Source organism: Ktedonobacter sp. SOSP1-52 (assembly GCF_016587395.1).
Genome location: NZ_BNJH01000002.1, coordinates 708532 through 729853 on the forward strand (window position 1 = coordinate 708532; position 21322 = coordinate 729853).

The 21322-nt window shown below is 48.9% G+C and carries 10 protein-coding genes; 4 read left to right on the forward strand and 6 right to left on the reverse strand.

The window, feature by feature from the left end; all coding sequences use genetic code 11:
* Positions 1-9 precede the first annotated feature (9 nt).
* Complete coding sequence (locus JMJ16_RS18800; RefSeq protein ID WP_236601619.1) at positions 10-2502, reverse strand: hypothetical protein; 2493 nt, start codon at positions 2500-2502, stop codon at positions 10-12.
* 1075 nt (positions 2503-3577) lie between these two features.
* Between JMJ16_RS18800 and JMJ16_RS18805 the strand changes: the two genes are divergently transcribed.
* Positions 3578-4450: a site-specific integrase gene (locus JMJ16_RS18805; RefSeq protein WP_201383948.1), complete on the forward strand. Its 873-nt coding sequence runs from the start codon at positions 3578-3580 to the stop codon at positions 4448-4450.
* Positions 4451-4650: 200 nt separating this feature from the next.
* On the opposite strand, the gene JMJ16_RS18810 is transcribed toward JMJ16_RS18805, so the two are convergent.
* The 5 genes from JMJ16_RS18810 to JMJ16_RS18830 are packed head-to-tail and all read right to left on the reverse strand — an operon-like array spanning position 4651 to position 14551.
* Positions 4651-5280, reverse strand: coding sequence for a hypothetical protein (locus JMJ16_RS18810; protein WP_201383950.1), 630 nt, complete (start codon positions 5278-5280; stop codon positions 4651-4653).
* Positions 5281-5319: 39 nt separating this feature from the next.
* The gene (locus JMJ16_RS18815; RefSeq protein ID WP_236601620.1) at positions 5320-6909 is read right to left on the reverse strand and encodes a helicase-related protein; all 1590 of its coding nucleotides are present in this window, start codon (positions 6907-6909) and stop codon (positions 5320-5322) included.
* Positions 6855-7652, reverse strand: coding sequence for a DEAD/DEAH box helicase (locus JMJ16_RS18820; RefSeq protein ID WP_201383954.1), 798 nt, complete (start codon positions 7650-7652; stop codon positions 6855-6857). The genes JMJ16_RS18815 and JMJ16_RS18820 overlap by 55 nt, the downstream gene beginning before the upstream one ends.
* Entirely contained in the window at positions 7649-9004 is a 1356-nt protein-coding gene (locus tag JMJ16_RS18825) for an ATP-binding protein (RefSeq protein ID WP_201383956.1), read from the reverse strand. The genes JMJ16_RS18820 and JMJ16_RS18825 overlap by 4 nt, the downstream gene beginning before the upstream one ends.
* Before the next feature lie 30 nt (positions 9005-9034).
* Entirely contained in the window at positions 9035-14551 is a 5517-nt protein-coding gene (locus JMJ16_RS18830; protein WP_201383958.1) for a TerB N-terminal domain-containing protein, read from the reverse strand.
* Positions 14552-15238: 687 nt separating this feature from the next.
* Between JMJ16_RS18830 and JMJ16_RS18835 the strand changes: the two genes are divergently transcribed.
* The 3 genes from JMJ16_RS18835 (at position 15239) to JMJ16_RS18845 (ending at position 21320) form a co-directional block, all read left to right on the forward strand.
* The gene (locus JMJ16_RS18835) at positions 15239-16897 is read left to right on the forward strand and encodes a hypothetical protein (RefSeq protein ID WP_201383960.1); all 1659 of its coding nucleotides are present in this window, start codon (positions 15239-15241) and stop codon (positions 16895-16897) included.
* Positions 16894-17418: a hypothetical protein gene (locus tag JMJ16_RS18840; protein ID WP_201383962.1), complete on the forward strand. Its 525-nt coding sequence runs from the start codon at positions 16894-16896 to the stop codon at positions 17416-17418. The genes JMJ16_RS18835 and JMJ16_RS18840 overlap by 4 nt, the downstream gene beginning before the upstream one ends.
* Before the next feature lie 1040 nt (positions 17419-18458).
* Positions 18459-21320 carry an AAA family ATPase gene (locus tag JMJ16_RS18845; protein WP_201383964.1) on the forward strand — a complete coding sequence of 954 codons (2862 nt, stop codon included), beginning with the start codon at positions 18459-18461 and terminating at the stop codon, positions 21318-21320.
* The last annotated feature ends 2 nt before the right edge of the window (positions 21321-21322 follow it).

Consider the following 21322-nt stretch of genomic DNA (forward strand, 5'->3'; position numbering starts at 1 on the left):
CTTCCGCCCTTAGAGGGAGACGCCTTCTCTTACCTGTTCAGGCACAACAACAGCTGAGTGAGCATACCATTCCAGCCATGCAAGAATCTGCTGCTGGTTGGCCAAATGCCAGACCCGTTCTGGATTGCCCCTCTCAATAATTTCAATGACACGTCGACGACTTCGAGGTGCTAGGCGCACACCAATGCTATAGCGACCAATATCAATACGCTTGCCCAGAGCACTCACCCATTGCACCAGAGGGCGTGGTAAATTGGTCAGCAGGGCCTGTTCTTCTTCCACAGGAAGCCGCTGAGACTCTGCCCAGGCGAGATACGTCTGGATCTCATACCTCACCTGGGAATCACTGGGATCATAGGGGGTGGAAAGAACTTCATTGACTGCAGCCTGACGATGCCTCTCGTAGTCATCAGGGGTAAAGAATTCTCCATCAAGATCCACAAAGAGATATCCGTAGCGCTCTAGGCCTCGTGCGCCACCCTCTACCCAGAACTCCTGCAACATTCCTGTTTCGATGATCACCTCGTGAGGAAGCGGACGTTTTCCCTCACCTGGTGTGATTCCCCCACTGCGCGCTGCTACTTCAAGCACCCACTCCAGATGGTTATAGGACAAGCCCCCATCAAGGATCCATTGCGCCCAGGCCACCAATTCGGCTGGAGGCTCTTCCTGCCCCTCGACATAGGCACGGTATCTCTTGATCACCCATCCTCCCCCGAGTCTGGCAGCACGACATCCTGGATCAGGGAACCAGGTCCGCACCAGAGCATCGACTGCCGCGACATGCAGCCACTCCGGGTGCTCATGCATGCGTTTGAGATAGACCCCAACGTTCTCATTGGTCTGACTAAACCGCTGCGAGTAGTCTTGCGCCAGCGCCTCAAGCATCTCATGCGTGGCCGTCTCATAGGCCACCTTCATCGCGGTCACCTGATCCCTAAGTGAGAACACAGGACCATCAGCCTCATCTTCATCATGTGTGGCAACAAGAGAGAGCTCATCTTGCGCTGGAGAGGGGAGTGTATGGGAAGGATCTTCAACCGTTTCTCTGCGAGAGCATGCAGCAGATGGTCGACTTGGTTCCTCTGCGATACGCGCTCTGGATGAAATATCGACTTTTTTGTTTGTCGGACCCTGCTCTCTCATTTCATCTTCATGTATCTCAATTATTTCTTTTTTTAGTGAAAAAGAAGAATTGAGATGATTGAATTCAGCGCACGCGTGCGCGCGTGTATGTGTATGGGTCTCATAGGTTTGCGTTTGTGCATCACAAAGGTCGACATTTTCTTGTGCCAAAGGTCGATGTTCCTCCACAAAAGTCGACGGTTTGGGTTGAAGTCGACCTTCTCCTCCAACCACCGACGCGTTCGCACCAGGCCGACGTTCCTCCACAAGAGTCGACGAGTCGGGCAAAGGTCGACGTTCTTCCACTCTCGTGGACGTTTTCTCGACACGAGTCGATGAATCAGATGGAGATGTCCTTTTCCCTTCTGGAGCCAACGCGTCACGTTGAGGTCGACGACCTGCTTCCACCACCTGAGAAGAAGGTCGACGTTTCTGTGACCTCATTGTTCGATCATTCTGCATCACATCATTCAATACACTCATCTGGGTTCGCGATGGCGAGGAAATCGACGCTTTCTCATCAGACGGTTGTGGTGAGACCGGCTCCGCCGGGCGGATGAACTCCTCCCAGAGAATCGTAGACATCGATGCTCTCACCGCAGGGGTGATACGCATCCCATAGGATTGCATCATCACCACCAGGCGCTCAACCATATGCACCACCTGATCATCTTTGCTGGATGGGTCGCCATGCCTTTGCATTGAACGATCATGTCCTTGCTCGTTTGGTTCCTGTGTAGGAGGTGGGACAAGGCTCAGATGAACTGAACGGGATTTCACGTCCATTGCTTCCTTTCCATGATGAGTGTCTATAGGGCAAGAGGTCTCCGTCTCTATCGCGACCCGTTGTAACGCGCGTGAACGCCTGACACTTTTGCGTCGACCCGATAACTGTTGTACCTGCTCCGCGCATACTGGCAAACAGGGCGTCGGTGTCAGTGGGAAATAATAGTTGGTCCCCATGCCTTTGGGCTGTTTCACTTTGAGCAAGAAACCTGCGGCTTGTAACACCGAGACGTATTTTGCGGTGGTGTCATAGCACCAGGGCCAGGCAAGCGAAGGCGAGGTACAGAAAGCGCGAAGGTTCTGGATCGTGAGTACAGCGACTAGTTGGGGACCTTCATGAGGGACAATAAGGATCTGTTCGACGCGCGCCACACGAAGCCAGTGAGCAAGAAATGCGTGCCCATTGAGACAGCGCCGGTCCTGTGGGAACCCAAACACCTGTTGCACCTGCTCAAGCAACGCAAGGGGAACCATTTGCAGAGTATTCTGCGCAACCACCTGCTCCTCATGCACTTCCATACCTGCTAGAGGAGAGGAAGGAACATATTCAGGAACATCCGCTGGTTGCAGGATACTCGCTTTATTGATCATGTTGTTCTGTCTACCTTTCATCATAATGAGGCCATGCAGTCCTCATGTGCTTGTTGGTCGTGGAGAATAGTGGGGGGTGGGGAGGCATCACATGAGAACCACACGACCTGCTTCTAGTGTACTGAAAAACCCTCCCAAAAGGGAAGAAGAAAACCACCCAATAGTGGGCGAAGTACTTCGCGATTTTGGGCGAAGTTGAACGCATGCAGAGAGAAATCGCGTGTTTTCCCCTTTGCATCTGTCAGATCTTTCTGTCCTCAAGCCTCTCTACAAGCCAATCGATTAACATGAGAACGCACGCCCTTGATGAGGAGACAGACAACATACGCTTCAACTTGGATTTTCACTCCTTTCTCCCCGGAAATGCGCTATTGACCCAAGATGCTGTTTTTGGGTACAACAAGAGTGGAAGTGCTGTTCATCCCCTTTGGATGAATGGAGCCTGGCTATGTCCGGGATTGCCTTGCCACCATCATTGCGCAGGGGCAAGGTCCATGGCACATGCTTACGCCAGAAATATGAAGAATCCTCTGCTCTCTCACCATTGCAGATCGTCTTCAGTCTGGCAGTGCCAGCAAAGAGGAAAAGGGTTGTCGAGTCACTCCTTCTCTTCTCCTCTTTGCCCAAGCCTCACACGAGTGTTTGTGTTGAGTCACTCCACAGATGACCCGTGTACGCAGCTGATCATTTTGCAATCAGCAGCGTATGGATCGCCTCGTTGCCCACGTTGAGGCAAAAGGAGGTCAGAGGCAATCAACTGTATCGATGTTGTATGTCGTAGAGAGCGGGAGCTATACGAGATGGATTCACTATCTCAATGTGGCGATGCTCTCTGGCGCGACAGGGCCTACAGTTCATCCTGTGGCTTCCTGTTTGCGCGTTCAGGCAAGAGGGATGGTGTCTCTCCCTCCATGATGGAGGAATAAACAGAAAAGAGAGAACACCAAGACCGATCGCGGAGCGTCACCTCACTTTTGCCATCCCACATCTTGTGGTATAGCTTCGGAAAATTCTCAACACGACAAATGGCTTGTAGAGCGACACGAGAACTCTTTCGAAAGCGAGTATCAAAGAGATGGGTAAACGACCAGGGCTTATTTACGAAGCCATACAACGACTCAACCAATTGATGGCTCCGGGCGAGAAACGCTCAGAAGCCAAGGCTCAAGCACGCGCTCGAGGCGAGACCTTCTGGTCTTTTTCCGATGGGAAGATGCACTCTTACCAGACACGAGAGACCTACCAGGCACTGATTATGCGTTTTCTCCATTGGTGCCGGGATGTGCATGGGCTCAAACGGCTCGCTGAAGTGGATGCACGGGCAGATGAACTTGTCACCAGCTACCTCTCGGAGCGGAAGGCGCAGGGCTATAGCCCCTGGACCCTTACCACGGAGCGTTCAGCTTTTCGCCTCTTTTTCGGGTCGGGCACCCTGGCGAAACAACTAGAACTTCCTCCTCGCCATCGAGAAGCCATTCATCGATCGCGACATTCAAACAATCCCAATCGTCATGTACAACCACACCATTGGGAGTCGCTCCTGGCCTTTCTGGATGCAACCGGCTTGCGACGGAGCGAGGTGCGGGATGTACTTGTTCGCGATGTCCTTGACGATGAGGAGCAGGTATACATCCGTGTGCGACGCGGGAAAGGGGGGAAAGAGCGCTGGGTACCAGTATTACCGGGGCGAGAAAAGCACGTTCTTCAGATCATAAAGGGACGTACTCCAGGTGAGCACATCTTTGCTAAATTGCCCAAACACCTCAATATTCACGCCCACCGCCGCCGATATGCACAGGCCTACTATCAACATCTCTCAGGCCGTCCCTTACCTCCCGCTTCAGGGCGCCTACCTCAGGGAGTTGTCGATCATGATGCAGTACTGGCAGTGTCACGTGCATTAGGTCACAACCGAGAGGACGTTGTCCTTACCTACTATCTCCGTTAGCATATTGCACCTGATGATAGCTTACACGCCGCTACATTAAAATAACACAATACGAAAGATCCAGGCCCGCCTGGCTGACAGAAGCGCATTTTACACTTATAGGAGAAATACCAAAATTTGGTAATTTAAGGCGGTAAAGATTTTTTAGTTGTTTGGAGAGTCAAAGCAAATTTGGGACAAAGGAATGATCATTAGAGCATTTACGGAATCCATCCTGGGGCGGGCCAAGAGGATTTCTTCGGAGAGGCAGTCGCGGACGATCCAGAGGACGCGCGTGGCCCCACATCGGGCTGCAACCCGTCGAGCGCCAGGATCACGTGGCCTTGCTTCTGCAGCCGCACTTTGATCCGGTCGTGATCAGCGATGCGCAAGGCCACCAGTTCTTCATAGCGATGCATCAAATGGGTCACACTGCGCTGCGCAATGCTGATCCCGCGTGCCTGGAGCGCCTGGTGCATTTCCGGCACACTGCGGTGCTCACGAAAACGCCACTGGCCAATCAAGGCGATGATCTCCAGGCCAAATTCGCCATGCGGCAGGGCCCAGCGCCCTTCCTCTTCGGGGCGCCGACGTTGATGATAGTTGGGGCAGTCTGGCTGGGCGCATTGGTGGATCACCAGGGTCAAATGCCATTGACCGGACAGGGTGGTCACGTCGCGGTGGCCGTGATAGGCCACCCCCAACGGCTGACCACACGCTTCACATTGCTTCTTCAACGGCGTCAAGGCGATCTTCTGCGTCGCTTCGGGACGCCGGGTTCGTCGGGCCATGATGCTTCTCTTATTGGACTTTTCTTCCGTCCTCTCCTTCCAGGCTACACCTGCCTTCAAGTCTTCTTTGCCATTCAGCAATATAATCCTCACATAGCATTAAGAACAGGTTTCGAGCCAGCACATAGTTCCTGGGATATCTAACACATCATTGATATATGCTTTCTCTAATAAGGTACGCGGGGTCAGATAATCATGCTTACCACGCCATAACTCGGCATCTTTTAGTTCCTTGACTTTGCCTTCAACCAGTTCAGGAACACGGGAACTCAACTTGTGTAATTCGGCACATAGCGCAGTAGCCGTCCCGCCATAGACAACCTCGATGTAGTATGTCTGATCCCGATTGTACCAACCCAGATGCGCTAAAATGTGCAGAAGCGTTCGATGAATACGTGATCCCGTCCAGGGAAACAGCACAAAACGTCCCTCGTCGAGAGGAACCACACTACTCTTGAGCCATTCGGCACGCCTGGCGAGTTCACGCGCTAACGCTAACCGCTGTCGCGCAAGGGGAGAAAGATATGGATATATCGTCTCTTCCTGCAATACCTGGCGAACGCGCTGCATCATGCGCCCATGGTAGCTCAAACGCCCCATACTCAACCATTCTGGCGTGACAGAGCCCTTCGATCGCTCAACATGCACCACTCGACCTCGTTCATCGACAGAGATCACTCGCCACGCATAGCCTGCTAGGCCAATGATACTACCGACCTCTGGCAACTGCTGAATGATGCCAACCTCCTGCGTTCCTGCCAGAACGCGGCACTCCTGCTCACTGGCAAAGATCGCATAAAAGTGGTAGTAACCAGAAAGCCGCTCACCTTTCATCCCCACAATCAGGGTCCTCTCATCCATCAACTGGAGGTGATCAAGGGCCACAAGGTGCTGGAGAAACAGGCGATAGTCCTCTAGGGTAATCGCATTGAACGGCGATAGCTTGAGAACCGCCTGCGCTAATTGGGCCGGTGTCAGTTCTGTACGTGCGCGTAATATGCTCATCGTTTGCTGATAGAGCAAACTGAGCGGCATCGTGGGAATATCGGGTGGCTCAATCCACTGTTCTTCAAGATAGAGCTGAATGATTGCTATCGTCTGCAGGAAATTCCACGGCACTTGCTCTAATTCAGCTGGTAACTGCTTCTTGTTTTCCAGTTGCTCGAAGGTGTAAAAGCACATGCGCGAGGGAGTGCCACGACGACCAGAACGCCCGAGACGCTGGACAAAACTGGACACCGTATGTGGAGCATCGACCTGTACCGTGAGATCGAGGTGCCCTATATCAATACCCAGTTCCAGAGAAGCCGTCGCAATGGTACAGGCGCGCAGCGAGGTGTCGCGCATCTTCGTCTCCGCCACCTCACGTAAGTCTGCCGCGATACTCCCATGATGCACATAGAACCAGTCCATACCGGGCTGCTCTTTTGCCAGCAGACTGCGTAACTCAGCAGCGAGACGCTCTACTTTATCTCGTCGATTCGTGAATATGAGAGTTTTCTGACATCGTTTGATCAAGGCGTAGAGATCCTGGTAATAACTCACCATCTCTTGCTGCAACTCACTGCGCGGATCGAGGAGAGGGCTGGCAGTCTCCAGTTCTCCATGCTCTGGTATCTCTTGCACTGATGATACTACTTTCGTCGAAGTAGGCTTACGGCGACGTATCCCAATCTCAGCTGGAGCCATATCAGCCTGGAACTCCCCTTCTCAGGGGCTATGACAAAATGATTCACCCGCAATTCCACCCGTCGGCCCTGCGTTGACTCCTCTACCAGACGAGCTGGTAGAGGAAAATGAGCACTGCTCTCCAGCCACTGTAAGGCAATAGCCGTATCACCAATGGTCGCAGAGAGACCAATGCGCCTCACTGGTCGACGCAGAGCACCCTCCAGGCGCTGCAATTGACAAAGTACCTGCTGGCCACGTTCAGTCCCGAGAAATGCATGGATCTCATCAATAATGATAAAGCGCAAATCGCCGAAGATTGTTTTCAATTCTCCTGCGCGGTTCATCAGCAATGCTTCCAGCGACTCAGGCGTGATCTGCAAAATGCCACGCGGCTGCTGCAAAAAGCGTTTTTTCTGGCTCTGAGCAATGTCTCCATGCCAGCCTTGAAGGGGAATATCAGGCTTCTCCTGTAATAACCCCTGTATCCGCTCAAACTGGTCATTGATGAGTGCCTTCAGCGGCCCAATGTAGAGAGCACCAACCGACTCGGCTGGTGCTTCATCGAGCAGCGTGAGTACTGGCAGCATAGCCGCCTCAGTTTTCCCGCTCGCGGTGCCACTCATGATCAAGATATGCTCATTTGTATCCAGAATAGCCGGGATCGCGGCCTTCTGGATCTCTCGCAGGTCAGTCCAGCCATGGCGGTAAATATAGCTCTGAATGAACGGCGCTAAGCGTTCAAAGGGGTCTCTCTGGCTCATAGGGTGAAGCTAGCGAATGCTGAATCGTCATCAATAATTTCAGTCTGAGCGGTCAATTCCTCGGGATTCGTCTGCTGGCGCGAGGCGACAAATTCCTGCTTGTGAACAATACCCGTGAAGGTAAGCGTTTCGTCGCGCCGCATCATCTCCATCACGGCGATAAAGTCGCGCGTGACCTCGCGTGGCGTCAGATACTGCGCCGAGCCGATTTGCGCCGTCACCACTTCCATAAACTGCTGGATATCGTTGTCCGTGATAGTGGTCTCGTATTTATAATGCAGAGCGTGAATATGCCGCAACTTCTGCAACAGGACAAAGAGCTCTTCATTAGTCAACGTATCCAGGCGAATGATGGGACCTGCAAAGGAACGCCGCCCATTCTGGGAGAAACGGCTCTCCTGCAAACGCGAACGTAGCGCCTCGTAGCTATACAGGCCGCGTTTCGTATCTTCCACCAGTTGAGGCGTGCCGCTGAAGATCAAGCCAATGTGCTGAGCGACACCCTGATTGACGTCATTGAAAAGCGTTAAGAGTTGCTCATAGTTGTTGTTACGTGAGACAGCGTTACTGATCTTATAGAGATTGACTGCTTCATCAAAGAAGACAATCAGTCCCTTGTACCCGATCAGTTGAAAGAAGGCAGCGAAGAGCTTGAGGTAGTTATACCAGTCCTTATCAGTCACCATCGATCTGACTTGCAGATCGGCAAAGACCTCACTCTTCACCTGGTATTCACCACGCAGCCAGCGTATGGCGTGTTCCATCTTCACCTCATCCCCTGCCTGATAGGCCCGCCAGTAGTGGAGCAGAACACGCGCGAAATCAAAACTATTGGATAAGGCACTGATCGAACTCAGCGTCTCCTGCACCTTCTCATTAAGCAAAAGCGTAAATCTGGGGTCATCAGGGAGCAGATTGGCGGAGCGCATTGTTTCTTCCTGGATCGAGTTCATCCAATGTTCCAGCAGAGGGGCAAAAGCGCCGCCCTCAGGACGCGTCCGAATGGCCATATTCTTCAAGAGTTCGCGATAGAGGCCAAGCCCCTGACCCTTTGTCCCGGTCAAACGACGTTCAGCGCTCAGATCGGCATCCGCCACGACGAAATTACGCTGGAGCGCGTAGTTACGAATGACCTGGAGCATAAAGCTTTTGCCCGAGCCATAGGGTCCCACCAGCAGGCGAAAGCTCGCTCCACCGCTTTGAACCCGGTAGTCCAGATCATCGAGCATGGCCTCAGTCTCGGCTTTGCGTCCCACCACGACATGTTCAAGACCAATACGGGGTGTCACCCCATTGCTAAATGCCTGTAAAACAGCGCTGCTCTGGCGCGGTGAAATTTTCCGGTCCGTCATAAAATAGTGATCTTCCTTCTCTACTACAGCTTATTTTTCTTTTGAGGCACGATACCAGCCAAGCAAGACCTCAAGAGTCGCTTGCAAATGGTCGGCAATCATTCTCGTATCAGGGTCAATTAATAAGTCACCGAGAACTTCTTCAACAGGAGAATTTACCTCATCAATAATCCGCGAAACCGGGCGATGCACCCGGCGCTCTACTGATGTCAGGTCTGTTTGCTTTCCCTGATGAAGCAGCCGAATCACTTCCCAATGTTCAGGTCTCCACTGTTGCGCAATACCCTTCCACCCTTCACCCACTTCCAACTTAGAGACAGAGATATTACTTCTGACAGGAGTGGCAAGCTCCTCCTCAGAACGTTCAACAACCAACTTGATAGATTTATGTGTCGTCCTTAGGAGAGTCTCAACGATTGCTTGCAAGTGACTGGCAATCGTTTTCGTATCAGGGTCAATCAATAAATCACCGAGGACTTCTTCGACAGGGGAATTGATCTCATCAATAAGCCGCGAAACCGGGCGATGAGTCTGACGTTCCACCAGCACCAGCTCTTTATGCTGGGCGTGATGAAGCAGTCGAATCACTTCCCAGTGTTCAGGTTGCCACTGCTGTACAATACCCTTCCACTCTTCATCTACCTCTAACTCAGAGACAGAGATGTTCCTGATCACAGGAGTGACGACAGGTACCACCTCTGGTATAGATATAATTTGCGGAGATTGTTCTTCCCGGTCTTCCTCCTTCTCAATAGTTAATCGCCCTTGCAGTTGGTCAGATTCTGCCCGTAACCTTGAAATAGCCTCTGTATTCAGCGATACAGCTCCTTCCCCCACCCCAACAGTCAATCGCTCTTGCAATTGATCAGATTCTTCTTGCAACTTTTCCAGAGCTTCCGCATCCAGTGGAACAGCAGATGGGAGTATCTGGGGCGAAGCGGAAATCACAATCTTAGATACTGTCTGCCTTTCAGGTTCTTTCGCCTGGACAGCTGGTTTGTTCGTTAATACTACCTCAATTGCTTCTTGCCAATTCACGTCAATTGTGGGGGCAAAAGGCGAGACAGCGCTTTGATACAACTTTCGCTGAACATGATCTGCATATTTCAGGATACCCGACAATGCCTGGGAAAAGCCTGCATCAGTAAACGCTGCATTAATATGTGCCACGGTGATAGGTGCATATGGTTTCTCTACCAACGCCCATTTAAACGGTTCCCTCTCAACAGCTTGACTTTTTCCTTTCCCATACCGTGCAATCAATGCGGGACGATCAAATTTCGAGCTGAGATAGTTATCAACCGCTGCAATCGCCCGTTTATACCCATCGTCGAGCGCATGCTTTTGCCGCATCTTCTGGTAAAACTTTGTCTGGGTGTTAAAACCGGTCAGTTTATAGAGCACAGCTGGCGGTATTTGTGTCCAATCACCGCCCTGGCGCAACCATGCTTCTGCAACTAATTGTGCATCAATATCACAATCAGGAACAGCTAATACCTGGGTATACCACTGCATTGGAGTTAGTGGCACGGTATACACTACGCAAAAATCAGCGATCCAGGGAATCAGATATTTGTCGAGATCCGCAAAACTCTCGCGATAGTGTTTCCACAACGAGAAGAGCCGATCGCAGGCCTGGGCTGGATTCGTAAAGCCAATACATCCCAGTGCTTCGTACGCATGAATAAAGATATAGCCCACATCGGTGGCTGGATAGCGACCAGAACGGACCTCACTACGCCAGTAGAAATACCAGTTGAGCTGGCTGGTATTCATAAGCGTATAATCAGGATGGTAGTGCTTAAATTTCTCCAGCGTTACAAGCCCATGCGACCGATCTTTCCACTGCCGAGCCTGATCCCAGAAGGAAAGCGTTTCTGTACGCATAAGGGGTAAGGCTGGCTCTTTCTTCTGCCCCTGTTTGATATCTGGCCTGACAGTAACCTTCTCATGTGGTACGACCTTTTTAGGCACTGGCTTCGCCTCTACCCTGGATACATCTCTAACCTCTCCAAATGGATCCCCATTCTGTTGAGTTACAGATAACAATGGGCGCGGATCTTCTTCATCCTCAACGGTTAGACGTTCCCTCAATTGCTCAGATTCCTGCTGCAATCGCACAACGGTATGCTGATTGAGCTCAATAGAACGGCTTTTGGATAATGAAACGGGCTTAGGCTCTCCACTATGAGGAACAGAACTGGCAGTTGTTTCTGTTGCATGTGAAGCATCAGTGGCTGGTGCAACGGATGAGGATGAGACTTGCTTCGCCTGGCTTTGCTTTACAAATGGTAGCTTCTCAGTCTGTTGTTCGTCCTCGCCCTGATCGGCTTGCTGGCTTGCTTTTACCTGTGATGATTGAGAAAACACGGTCGATGACGGACGCTGCGTTTGATCCGCTGTATGCTCGGCTCGAGACAATGGCCGTCCTCTTAATGCGATTTCGATCACCTCTTGCCAGCTCATATCAATGGTGGGAACAAAGCGTTCCGCATTGTTTTGATATAACTTTCGCTGAATATAATCTGCGTACCTGAGAATACCCGAGATAGCACGACAAAATTCAATATCATTGAACGCTGCATTAATGGTTGCAATGATGATACGAGGATATGATCCTTCCCATAATGATCCCTGAAACGGCTGTCGTTCAATAGTTTGCGTTCTATTGCGTCCATAACGTTTCATCAACGCCTGCTGGCCGCTTTGATGAGTGATATATCTATCAACTTCTGCAATCGCAAGTCGATACGCCTCATCCAAGACCTTCTTCTGTTGCGTATTCAGAGAGAGTTTTTGAGGAACATCAAAACCTACAAGCTTATAGAGTACCGTTGGCGGAATCTCTGCCCATTTACCTCCTTGACGCCACCACGCCTCTGCCATCAATGGCACATCCACAGCACAATCAGGCACGCTTAACAGCTGGGCATACCACTGCATTGGAGTGAGTGGCAATGTATGAACCACACAAAAATCCGCAATCCAGGGGATGAGATATTGGCCCAGGAGCGGAAAACTATTGCGGTACTGCCTCCATAAAGCAACAAGCCGCTCATACGCCTGCATTGGGTCTGCAAAACCTACACAGGCCAACGTTTCATACACATGTACCAGAATATAGCTTAGTTCAGTCGTTGGATAGCGCCCATTACGAACCTCATTACGCCAATAGAAATACCAGTCTAACTGCCTATCATCCATATCGATGTAACTGGGCACATGACACTTAAAGCTCACCATTGGCATCGCGTCATGTGTCCTCCCCACCCATTGGGTTGCCTGCGCAAGAAAAACACTCTCTATGGAGGGCGCTTTTGATGTGGTAGCAGCTACGATCTGTGGCCCTCTTTGAGTTTGTGCAGGAGGCGTCTGCGCGTGAGTAGCACTATCTCGTCTTGTTGCTCCTACAGCCTCTCGTTGAATTTCAGCACTCTCCTGGGTAGCGCTCAGCACAGATACACGCTTATCTATCACATTTAGTAACACCTGGTGAGCACTATTCAGGTTAGAGATATGTTTGCCAATCACTGTCAAAAAGGCTTTGCGCGCAATGGTTAGATCGGGATCACGTTCATCATGTATGCGAACAGATGCTGGAAGAGCTGCACTACCATTTGAGACCGCTTGCTCTATGTTTGGAAGAAAAGGCCGCATGCCAGGTGCAGTAGATGATAAAGGGCGCCGCACACGGTTTTGCTTCAGCATCTCGAGATATTGTGCGATTTTCTCTCTCTGCGCTTCATCGCTACTTCCCAACGTCCCAGGTATTGCAGTGCTACCTGAAGCGGCTGGCTTCTCCATTTCAGGCTGCGCAGCAGGGCCTTTCAGGGGATCAAAAAGATAATGAGCACCAAACTGTGCGCAATATGTTTCGGGCACATGTAATACTCGCAAAATTGCTGGGGTTAATGCACTCTTTGAGGCGATGGAAAAGATCGCCCATGCCCATGAAATTTTGGAGCAGATTTCAGATGCATGCTCTGCCTCCAACAGGGAATCTAGTTCCTGGAAAATCACCAGTGTCCATGCGTGCGATACGAGCTCTGGCTCTTCACACAAGGTCTCTGGTGATGCCACAGTTACATGACGACTCCGAATAGCGCTTGCCACAACCTCTCTCTTTTTCGCAGGAACTATCCAGAGAATACGCGCCTGCGGATTGTCACGAACCAGGTCCTTCCAGGCAGCCTCAAGCGTCATTGTCAGTCCCGCCTGATGATGGGCAACAATCCCACCGGGTATGCCATGTTGCCGCAGCTGCATAAAGAGAGATCGCGCTCGCTCAACATAGGTTGCGCCAACAGGCTTAATTGTGCGAGCAGGTGCCTGGTCGGGGAGAAGAGCGAGGCGCTGGGTGTCAAAACCCATGACTTCTTCTAGTCGTAATACTGCTGCTCGCTGCTGCAATAGAGTGTCAACAAAATCGCGTGCGTTCTCCGGCCACTCAAACCAGATCCCATGTTGTCGCACAAAACGTTGAGAACGCTGATACGCTATGAGCAAGGCATCTATATTCAGTACGTGCTCCTGGTACTTATAAGTCGTGGTAATGCTATACGTACCAATCCCGTTTTCAAATGTATGAGCAAGCGAGACGATTGGCTTTAAGGTAGGAATAGATACAATAGGGTGAGCCTGGCTTATTTTAGCCGCCAGATCATCGCTTATCTGGTGATGACGCTGCATGGCCGGCAGTTGTTCGCGAATAAAGAGGGGAATACTTTCTCCTTCGAGAGTAATCGCCGAACTGCTTTGCAGCAAATAGGTCATGACAGGTGTTAAGGCCTGGCATGACAACTGAATCACAGTTCGGTCGGCTAACAACGCATCAACATCCTCTTCAGGCACTCTGATCGTAGAGAGCAATTGAGGGTAATTGCATTGCAAGCCAAGGGTAACCGCGCTACTACTCACATTGTGAACAATGACCTGTGGGATAAAGTCAGTGATAACCTGGAAACGAGCACGTGTGGGTAGATACTGTTGCAGGTAAGAAATATTTGACTCTAACAGGACAGTGGCATGCTGCAGAGAGTACACCGGATTTTTTAAATGCGCATCCAAGCTAGCTGAAGGGGAAAGTTTTAAGGGCCAGATGGTTGCCCCTTTTTGAAACCAGCCCATTCCCAGGTAATGGTCCGCGCCTTCATAACGCCCCTCAATGCGCTCCAGAGAGCGATTAAGCTCCCAGACCAGCGCGAAATCTTGTGGTTGAGGTCCTTCCACTAATTGAGTGAGTGCAGATGAATCAACAAGAAGCTTTTTCGATACATGGGGAAAGAGGCTCTTCCAGAACTGTTTTATCAATGGATAAGGTTGAGGTCCTATGTGAATACGCTGATTCTCTATCCACTGAAGAAGTGGCTCTGGCAATACATGGCGCAGTTGTGATGGCTGCCAATCTTTGAGCAACTGGTTGTTCTGAGATAACTTGACCTCGATGCCACCATCAACAATTGCAAATGAAATAATCAGCGGTGAATGTCCAGGAAATAAAAATGATAGCGGAGACAAATGACTTCTTTTCATAAATATTGCCACCATGAGAGAAACCTTTTTTGGCACTTCCTAAAAGGTTTTCCCTCTCTGTTCTATCTACCTGATGCCATCTGCGAGATATTCTTTTTTGAAGAGCTTTATTATTATTGTTAGCAGTGTATCGATTTCTATGTTTACTGTCAAGAAGAAATAAACATTCTTAGCAAAAAACGCGGTATTTTCCTTGCTCATCTGCTTTTTACGCAGACTATTATATAAACAATACCTTCAAGAATGTGTTAGATGAGAGAAAAATGATAGTTGCTCTCTCCTAGCCTGTTACCACCTTTTTTTTCATCTAAGAATATTTACGCATTTAATACTTGACAATTATATACCATTTCATTAATATAATAAATAGTTTGGATGAGTTATAAATTTGTAAATATTCTGGGTAAAACCCATTATAAAAATCCAGCTCGTTCAAATGCGCTGATTCCTCGAAAATTCCAAAATCGTCAGAACGCTTTTTTTATCAAACTATAAAAGATTATAGCTTGATCTTTCACGCTCTTTTTTAACACAATACAACTGTAATGATCATAATGAAGGTCGTGGGATGAGAGAGCGTTGTAACATTTTCGAGAACATCAGAGCAAATGTTTTTAATCAGTCAGTCTTTTAATTTTTATGCTTCTATCTCTTTTTCGTACAAATATTTCCTCCTCACAAGGAATGTAACGGAGACCAACTATGGGCATACGCGAATCTAGACTTGCTCAGAATACAAACTATAGCCATATCGCAACCGATCTCGCCGATTTGATGGACGAGGGGCAAAAGCTAGGAGTCTCAGAAGGAATACAACGCGTTGAATTAATCTGTGAACAATACAAATCACTTACCCCTCACACCGCCTACTTATGGCTCGATCCTCCAGGATTCCAACACGAGATTGAAGATGCTCAAACCAATACACGCTGGATGCATTTTGTACGAGGTCTGCGCAATATTTTTAGCCTGGCACCACTGATCACCACCTGGGTAGGCCTCTATGAAGGTGTGAATGCTTACCAGGAATATATCGCCACCCCGGGCAGCAACAAACAGGGATCGTTTCTGGCCCTCTGGCAGGCGGGTTTTGATGGTCGCGTCCTCCCCTTCACCATGACAGCTCTCCTCGATGTCATCTTCCTGGTCGGCTACCTGCTCCTCATTTTGTATGAACAGTACCTGGAGAGCCAGGTGACGAGCAAAGCCGCAAAATATACCAGGAAGCTTCAAAGCAAAATTGATGAACTGGTCACCTGCGTCGCGGAGGAAGGTTACCCCCTGATCACCGATCAGTCAGACCTGGATCGAGCAGTCAATGGCATCAAAAGTGTCGTTGATAGCACAACAGAAGCACTGAAACAAATTGTCAATCATACCGTAACCTCGCTCAACACCATGATGGAACAGAACTTCAAAGACTTTAAGCAGTGCATGAGCGATAATACCGCGCTGGTACAAACGAGCATTGACAGTGCCACCCAGACACAAGAGAGTGCGCTCGAGAAAGTAGAACAATCCCTCGACTTACTCCTGTACAACACCCATACCACTGTCAAGCAATATATTGATGACGCTACAGAGAGTCAGAACCAGCGCCTAGAACGCTTTGAGCAAGCGCTACAAACAGTCCTGAACGAGACCAGCACTACTACCAAAGAGATGGTGAACGCAGCGACAGACTCGGTTACCACCATCCACGAGTTGGTGACAGAGACCGTCGTCCCCATGATGCAGGATTTCCACCAGGATATGACGTCGTTGCATGTTGAGCTGGCAAATTATCAGGGACGCCTGAACGATCTCTCACAGGTCGGCCATGAACTTGCCACAGCAAGCCAGGGGCTGGCAGGGGCTTCGCAAAGCCTGGTGAATAACGCGGATCGATACGTCAATATTGGGCAGGAGATTAGTGTACAAATAGCCGAGCTCAATGCCACTCAGAAGGATGTCCTGCGCGAAATTGAGAGTGTGGTTGGAGGAGTGACCACCGCGGCAGAGCATATGAACAGCGCCAGTACCAATATGATCAGTGCCACACAAAAAATTGAAGATCTCGCAACACATCTAGGAACTGACTTCGATCAGACCATTGAAAAAATGTCACGCAATCTTGAGTATGCGCAAACGCAGACAGACCATGCCGTCAAACATCTTGAGAGTGAAGCCAACAAGACCCTTGAGTTAACATCGAAAGATCTTCATAAGACCAGCAGCGTGCTAGCTCAAGTTGGCCCTGAACTCGTCCAATCCGTCAAGGATCTCAAACAGGCAAGTGAGGATTTGTCTGACGTCGAGGTATCCTGGCCCTTTAGAAAGCGTCGCACTAGAAGTACCGTTACTGCGGGAGGACATGTATGAGGAAACGGTCCTTCCGCAGTTCGCCCGTCTCTGTTGGCTGGCTCTTTGCCGATCTCTTGTTGGCGCTCGCGATGATTTTTCTCATCGCGAACACCAACATTACGCCACTTAAAGCGAGCATTCGTCCCAAACCGACGCCTTCGCCGACAGCCACGCCATCGCCAACCCCTATTCCCATTCCAAGGCTTGAGTTGCAGCCCCATCGCTTTACCATCAATATTGATGCCAATGGCTATCTCAGCAATAACGCGGATGCCATCAATAACGCCAAAAAGCAAATTCGCAGCCAGGGCTTTCTCAAGGGTCGGAGCGTCGGCCTTGTGATCGCCTATGGAGGGGCGCCGACGACCGATAATATTCCCATGGCCCTTGATATTGCCGCAAAAACATACGACGTATGCAAGAGCATAGGTAAAGATCACTTTGCCTTCGAAAACGCATCCTATTACACTGAAAAACTGTATCGCCTTGGCGATTCACCCAACACCGTAACAATTGACGTGTTCCTTTTCAAGGTATAGCAAGTGGGTGCCAGGACTTTCCACTTCGCGTAGGTTAGGGAGGTTCCTCTGTCTTGGGAGACCGTTCGCACCTGCGATCCTCAGAGGTAAGGGATATGCGTGGCAAATAATAAGCCATTTGCCACGCATATCCCTTACCTCATGTTTTTGCATTGTATCATGCTTCTCATTCGCCAGTTATTTAGAAATTAATGTGTATATATCTGGATTTTCCACGCATGACATTGTATAATAGCTCTTGCTCAATACCTGAGAAATCGCCAATTTCTCTCGTCTCCTTTATAGTATGATAAAATCTTGTTTTTTCTTCTTCCTTTGTTTGTTTTAATAGAATAAATTTTCATAAGCTATTTGATGCAGTGTGTTGGTGCGCCTCAAAAAACACATTGATGTGCTCTATATACGTTCTCTGCGTCCTCCTATCAGGAGCCTCCTCCTATGGCGAGAGCGCATATTAACGACATATCACCCTTGCACTATACACGTTCGTTGCCTGGAATGTGGCTAGAAAGAGATGAACGCTCGTGAGCTCCACGCCTACACTTCCTGAACTCGGCCAACTGGTGACCAAACGCCTTCGCTATTACACAGTCGTTGGTGCCACACAGTCTTCTTCCATCCAATATGCATTCCACTCACACACTAAAATCTCGTCAACGTCTGAAATCATCCTTATTGAGGATGACTTACCAGATACATCTCGATAATCTCACCATTTTTACCGAATTGTAGTTTGTCTTTAACAAACCAGTTGAACTGTTGAGCGGAGATTTGGATGTGAGGCAAATTATGATGTAGATAATTCTTACTCCATCCAACATTAATATCCTGCCATTGCTAGGATAAGGCTTGATCTGACATCTCTCTTACTGCAATTACAAGAGCGTGTCGACCTCGAGATCGAGTGACTAAACATTTTCTTAGCAAAGACGTGAGCTTTGGCTACTCGAGATCATGATGTAGATATGGTTTAGCGAGATAGGTACGTACTAAATTTAGTACATTTGCTTAGCAATATTCACTACTAAGGATGTAGATCTATGTTTTTCGATAATGGGATATTCAATTTAGACTTTGTTCAAGACCAGCTAACAAAAAGGGTATTACAGCAAGGAATGCAACGAGCTACTACCGTAGTTCGTCCAAGCGATATACTTATCGCTGCAATTGAGAGCCAAGACCCACGTATCACCGCCATCCTCTCCCAAGCACTAGAACAAGGATGCACTGTTTCTGATATTAAACCAATAATTGAAGTGTATAATCGTTCCGTAGCGATATCACCATCACGCCCAAGAAATAGAGAGGGTTTCTCCTCAGATACGCTAAAAGCGCTCGACCAGTTTGCAACTGAGATTCTCGAAAATCCACATCTTGCACAGGATTTCTCCATTGAAGTATTGTTTGCCTGTCTACTTGCACATTTAGAGAGTGAGGATAGGGAATATTTAACTCTGCTTAATGCAGAACGGGGCACAGACTTTTGTCGTCGGCAAATTCAACTGGGATCTAGTAATCAGCTTCCACTATTTGATCCCATCACCAAACAGTTATCTGAGCAAGTCTTCAGTACACAGGCATGGAACGTCATAAAAAGCGCTATCACCTTTGCTTCGCATCTAGGAAGCAATCGTCTTCAGCCTGCTCATTGTTTTCTCGGGCTATTAGATGAGCGAGAAGGAATCACACAACGATTAGTCCGTTTGCAGTTACGACCAGAAATGACACTGGCAAGCATATCACAACGCATTGTAGATACCCTACGAATCTCTGGTCACAGGAGTAGTCGCATTGATTTAACTTGGGAAAGTATGGATGAGAGTACAGTAAGCCTGTTCGAGACTGCCCGTGTAGTGTCCCAACAGCAGGGGGAGGAGCAGATAGACTCATCTCATCTACTCCTGGCACTACTCGATCATAAGCCATCTCATCTTATATCGATCCTAGAGCAGAGCCCGCTTTATCTAGATGTAGAGAAAATGCGCCGTCACTTCAACTACTCTCCCCCTGGGACCACATCAAGTGCATTGAGACCATCGCAGTACCTTGCCTCACTACAATTACCCGTACAAGATCTTACCTATCTCGCATCCACACGGGACTATCCCAAGGCTGTTCCAGTACATACCAGCAAAACACATAAAGGTTCTTTTGATATCTACCAAACAATCACACGAGCGCTCTATCGCAGAGCGAAAAATCACATACTTATTATAGGGCAAAAAGGCGTAGGAAAAACGATTCTGGTAAAGGAGTTGGCTAGACGGGCAGCGCTCGGAGAATTCCCATTTTTGAAACAAAAACAGTTTGCTTTGATGGACTGCCAAAATGTGACTCCTTTTGAGAGCAGAGAAACATTTTTGCACCTCCTCTCCCTCATGAAAGATCAAAAAGAGTGTATTCTCTGTCTGGACGGCCTGGGGTCACTATTACGTACCGAAGAGAAAACTAACAATATACTACTTCTCCGCCGTGCTCTTAAAGAGGAACAAATTCAGCTGATCGGAATATTGTCTCAACGAGACTTTGAGGAGTTATTCTCTGCTAATCAAGAATTACTTGAGTTCTTTACCTGTGTATCTATAGATGAACCAGAAGAAGAGCTGGCGTTAACTATCGCAAGACACGTCTGCGTTGAGCTTGAGCGCGAATATGCGGTAAACATCGAAGAAAGAGCAATTGAGAGAGCAGTATCGCTTGCTACCGATTATATCTTAAACGAATACCACCCAGCCAAGGCCATCAAGATACTACAACAAGCATGTGAACACGTGGATTACGCGCGCACTCAAAACGGAGAACACAGAACAGAAGTAACAACGCAGGATATCGTGCACGTTGTCGCACAACTGAGCGGTTTACCGGCAGAAACATTTACTGGCATAGCAAGAAAACTCGACTATGAGAGCATTTTTACCTCGTTTGTTGTGGGGCAAGAACATGCGATTAAGACCGTGGCAACGGAACTAAAACGTATAAAAGCAGGATGGACAGATTCAAACAAACCTGCAACGGTACTTCTCTTTGCTGGACTAACAGGAGTGGGCAAAACAGAGTTGGCTAAAGCTCTCGCCCAATTCTACTCCTCCTCAAAGCGACTTCAAACCTATACTATGGGGAATTTTACAGAACCACATAGTATCTCTGGCATTATTGGAACGCCACCTGGGTATGTGGGACATGAACAAGGAGGTCGCCTTATCAATGATCTCAATGCTGATCCTTATTGTGTCTTTCTTCTCGATGAAGCAGAGAAAGCACACCCAGAAGTCTGGAAACCGTTTCTCAATCTCTTTGATGAAGCTTGGATCACAGATACCTGTGGGGTCAAAGCGTTTGCAGATAAAGCCATCTTTATCCTGACCACCAATGCTGGCTCGGAAATTGTTTCTCAGATGTGGCTAGAAGGTGAACGAGATACTGGTAAAATTACCGAGAGAGTGAAAAATGCGCTTACAAACATCCGACACGAACGCTCACACCAACCGGTATTCTCCCCAGAGCTTCTTGCACGTATAAAAAGAATCATCATTTTTAATCCTCTAGATCAAGAGGCAATGGAGGCCATTTGCCGGAAACATATTGCAAAAATACAACAAAGGTGGCGGGAGCGATGGGAAAAAGAACTGATTGTTCCAGATGCACTCCTAAAGTATATAGCAAAGCGTAGTCACCAGATAAACCAGCGCTCGGGAAACAAAGAAGGCGGACGCATAGTGATGAAACTGATAGCCGAGCTAATTGAGGATAATATCCTGCAAGCACAGAGTCAAAGAGAAGACGAGTACATAGCAGCCAATACTATTGAAGTTGTGTTAGAAGATATGACAACTGATGTCTACTCTAACAGGAATTTGCAACCAACTATTCATATTCAGTTCCACAGACAATCTGAACGCTAGAA

Bases quoted from the DNA above. Each gene is read 5' to 3' on its own strand.
- JMJ16_RS18805 (WP_201383948.1), top strand. From the start codon at position 3,578: ATGGGTAAACGACCAGGGCTTATTTACGAAGCCATACAACGACTCAAC.
- JMJ16_RS18815 (WP_236601620.1), bottom strand. From the start codon at position 6,909: ATGGCTCCAGCTGAGATTGGGATACGTCGCCGTAAGCCTACTTCGACG.
- JMJ16_RS18800 (WP_236601619.1), bottom strand. From the start codon at position 2,502: ATGATCAATAAAGCGAGTATCCTGCAACCAGCGGATGTTCCTGAATAT.
- JMJ16_RS18840 (WP_201383962.1), top strand. From the start codon at position 16,894: ATGAGGAAACGGTCCTTCCGCAGTTCGCCCGTCTCTGTTGGCTGGCTC.
- JMJ16_RS18835 (WP_201383960.1), top strand. From the start codon at position 15,239: ATGGGCATACGCGAATCTAGACTTGCTCAGAATACAAACTATAGCCAT.
- JMJ16_RS18825 (WP_201383956.1), bottom strand. From the start codon at position 9,004: ATGACGGACCGGAAAATTTCACCGCGCCAGAGCAGCGCTGTTTTACAG.
- JMJ16_RS18820 (WP_201383954.1), bottom strand. From the start codon at position 7,652: ATGAGCCAGAGAGACCCCTTTGAACGCTTAGCGCCGTTCATTCAGAGC.
- JMJ16_RS18830 (WP_201383958.1), bottom strand. From the start codon at position 14,551: ATGGTGGCAATATTTATGAAAAGAAGTCATTTGTCTCCGCTATCATTT.
- JMJ16_RS18845 (WP_201383964.1), top strand. From the start codon at position 18,459: ATGTTTTTCGATAATGGGATATTCAATTTAGACTTTGTTCAAGACCAG.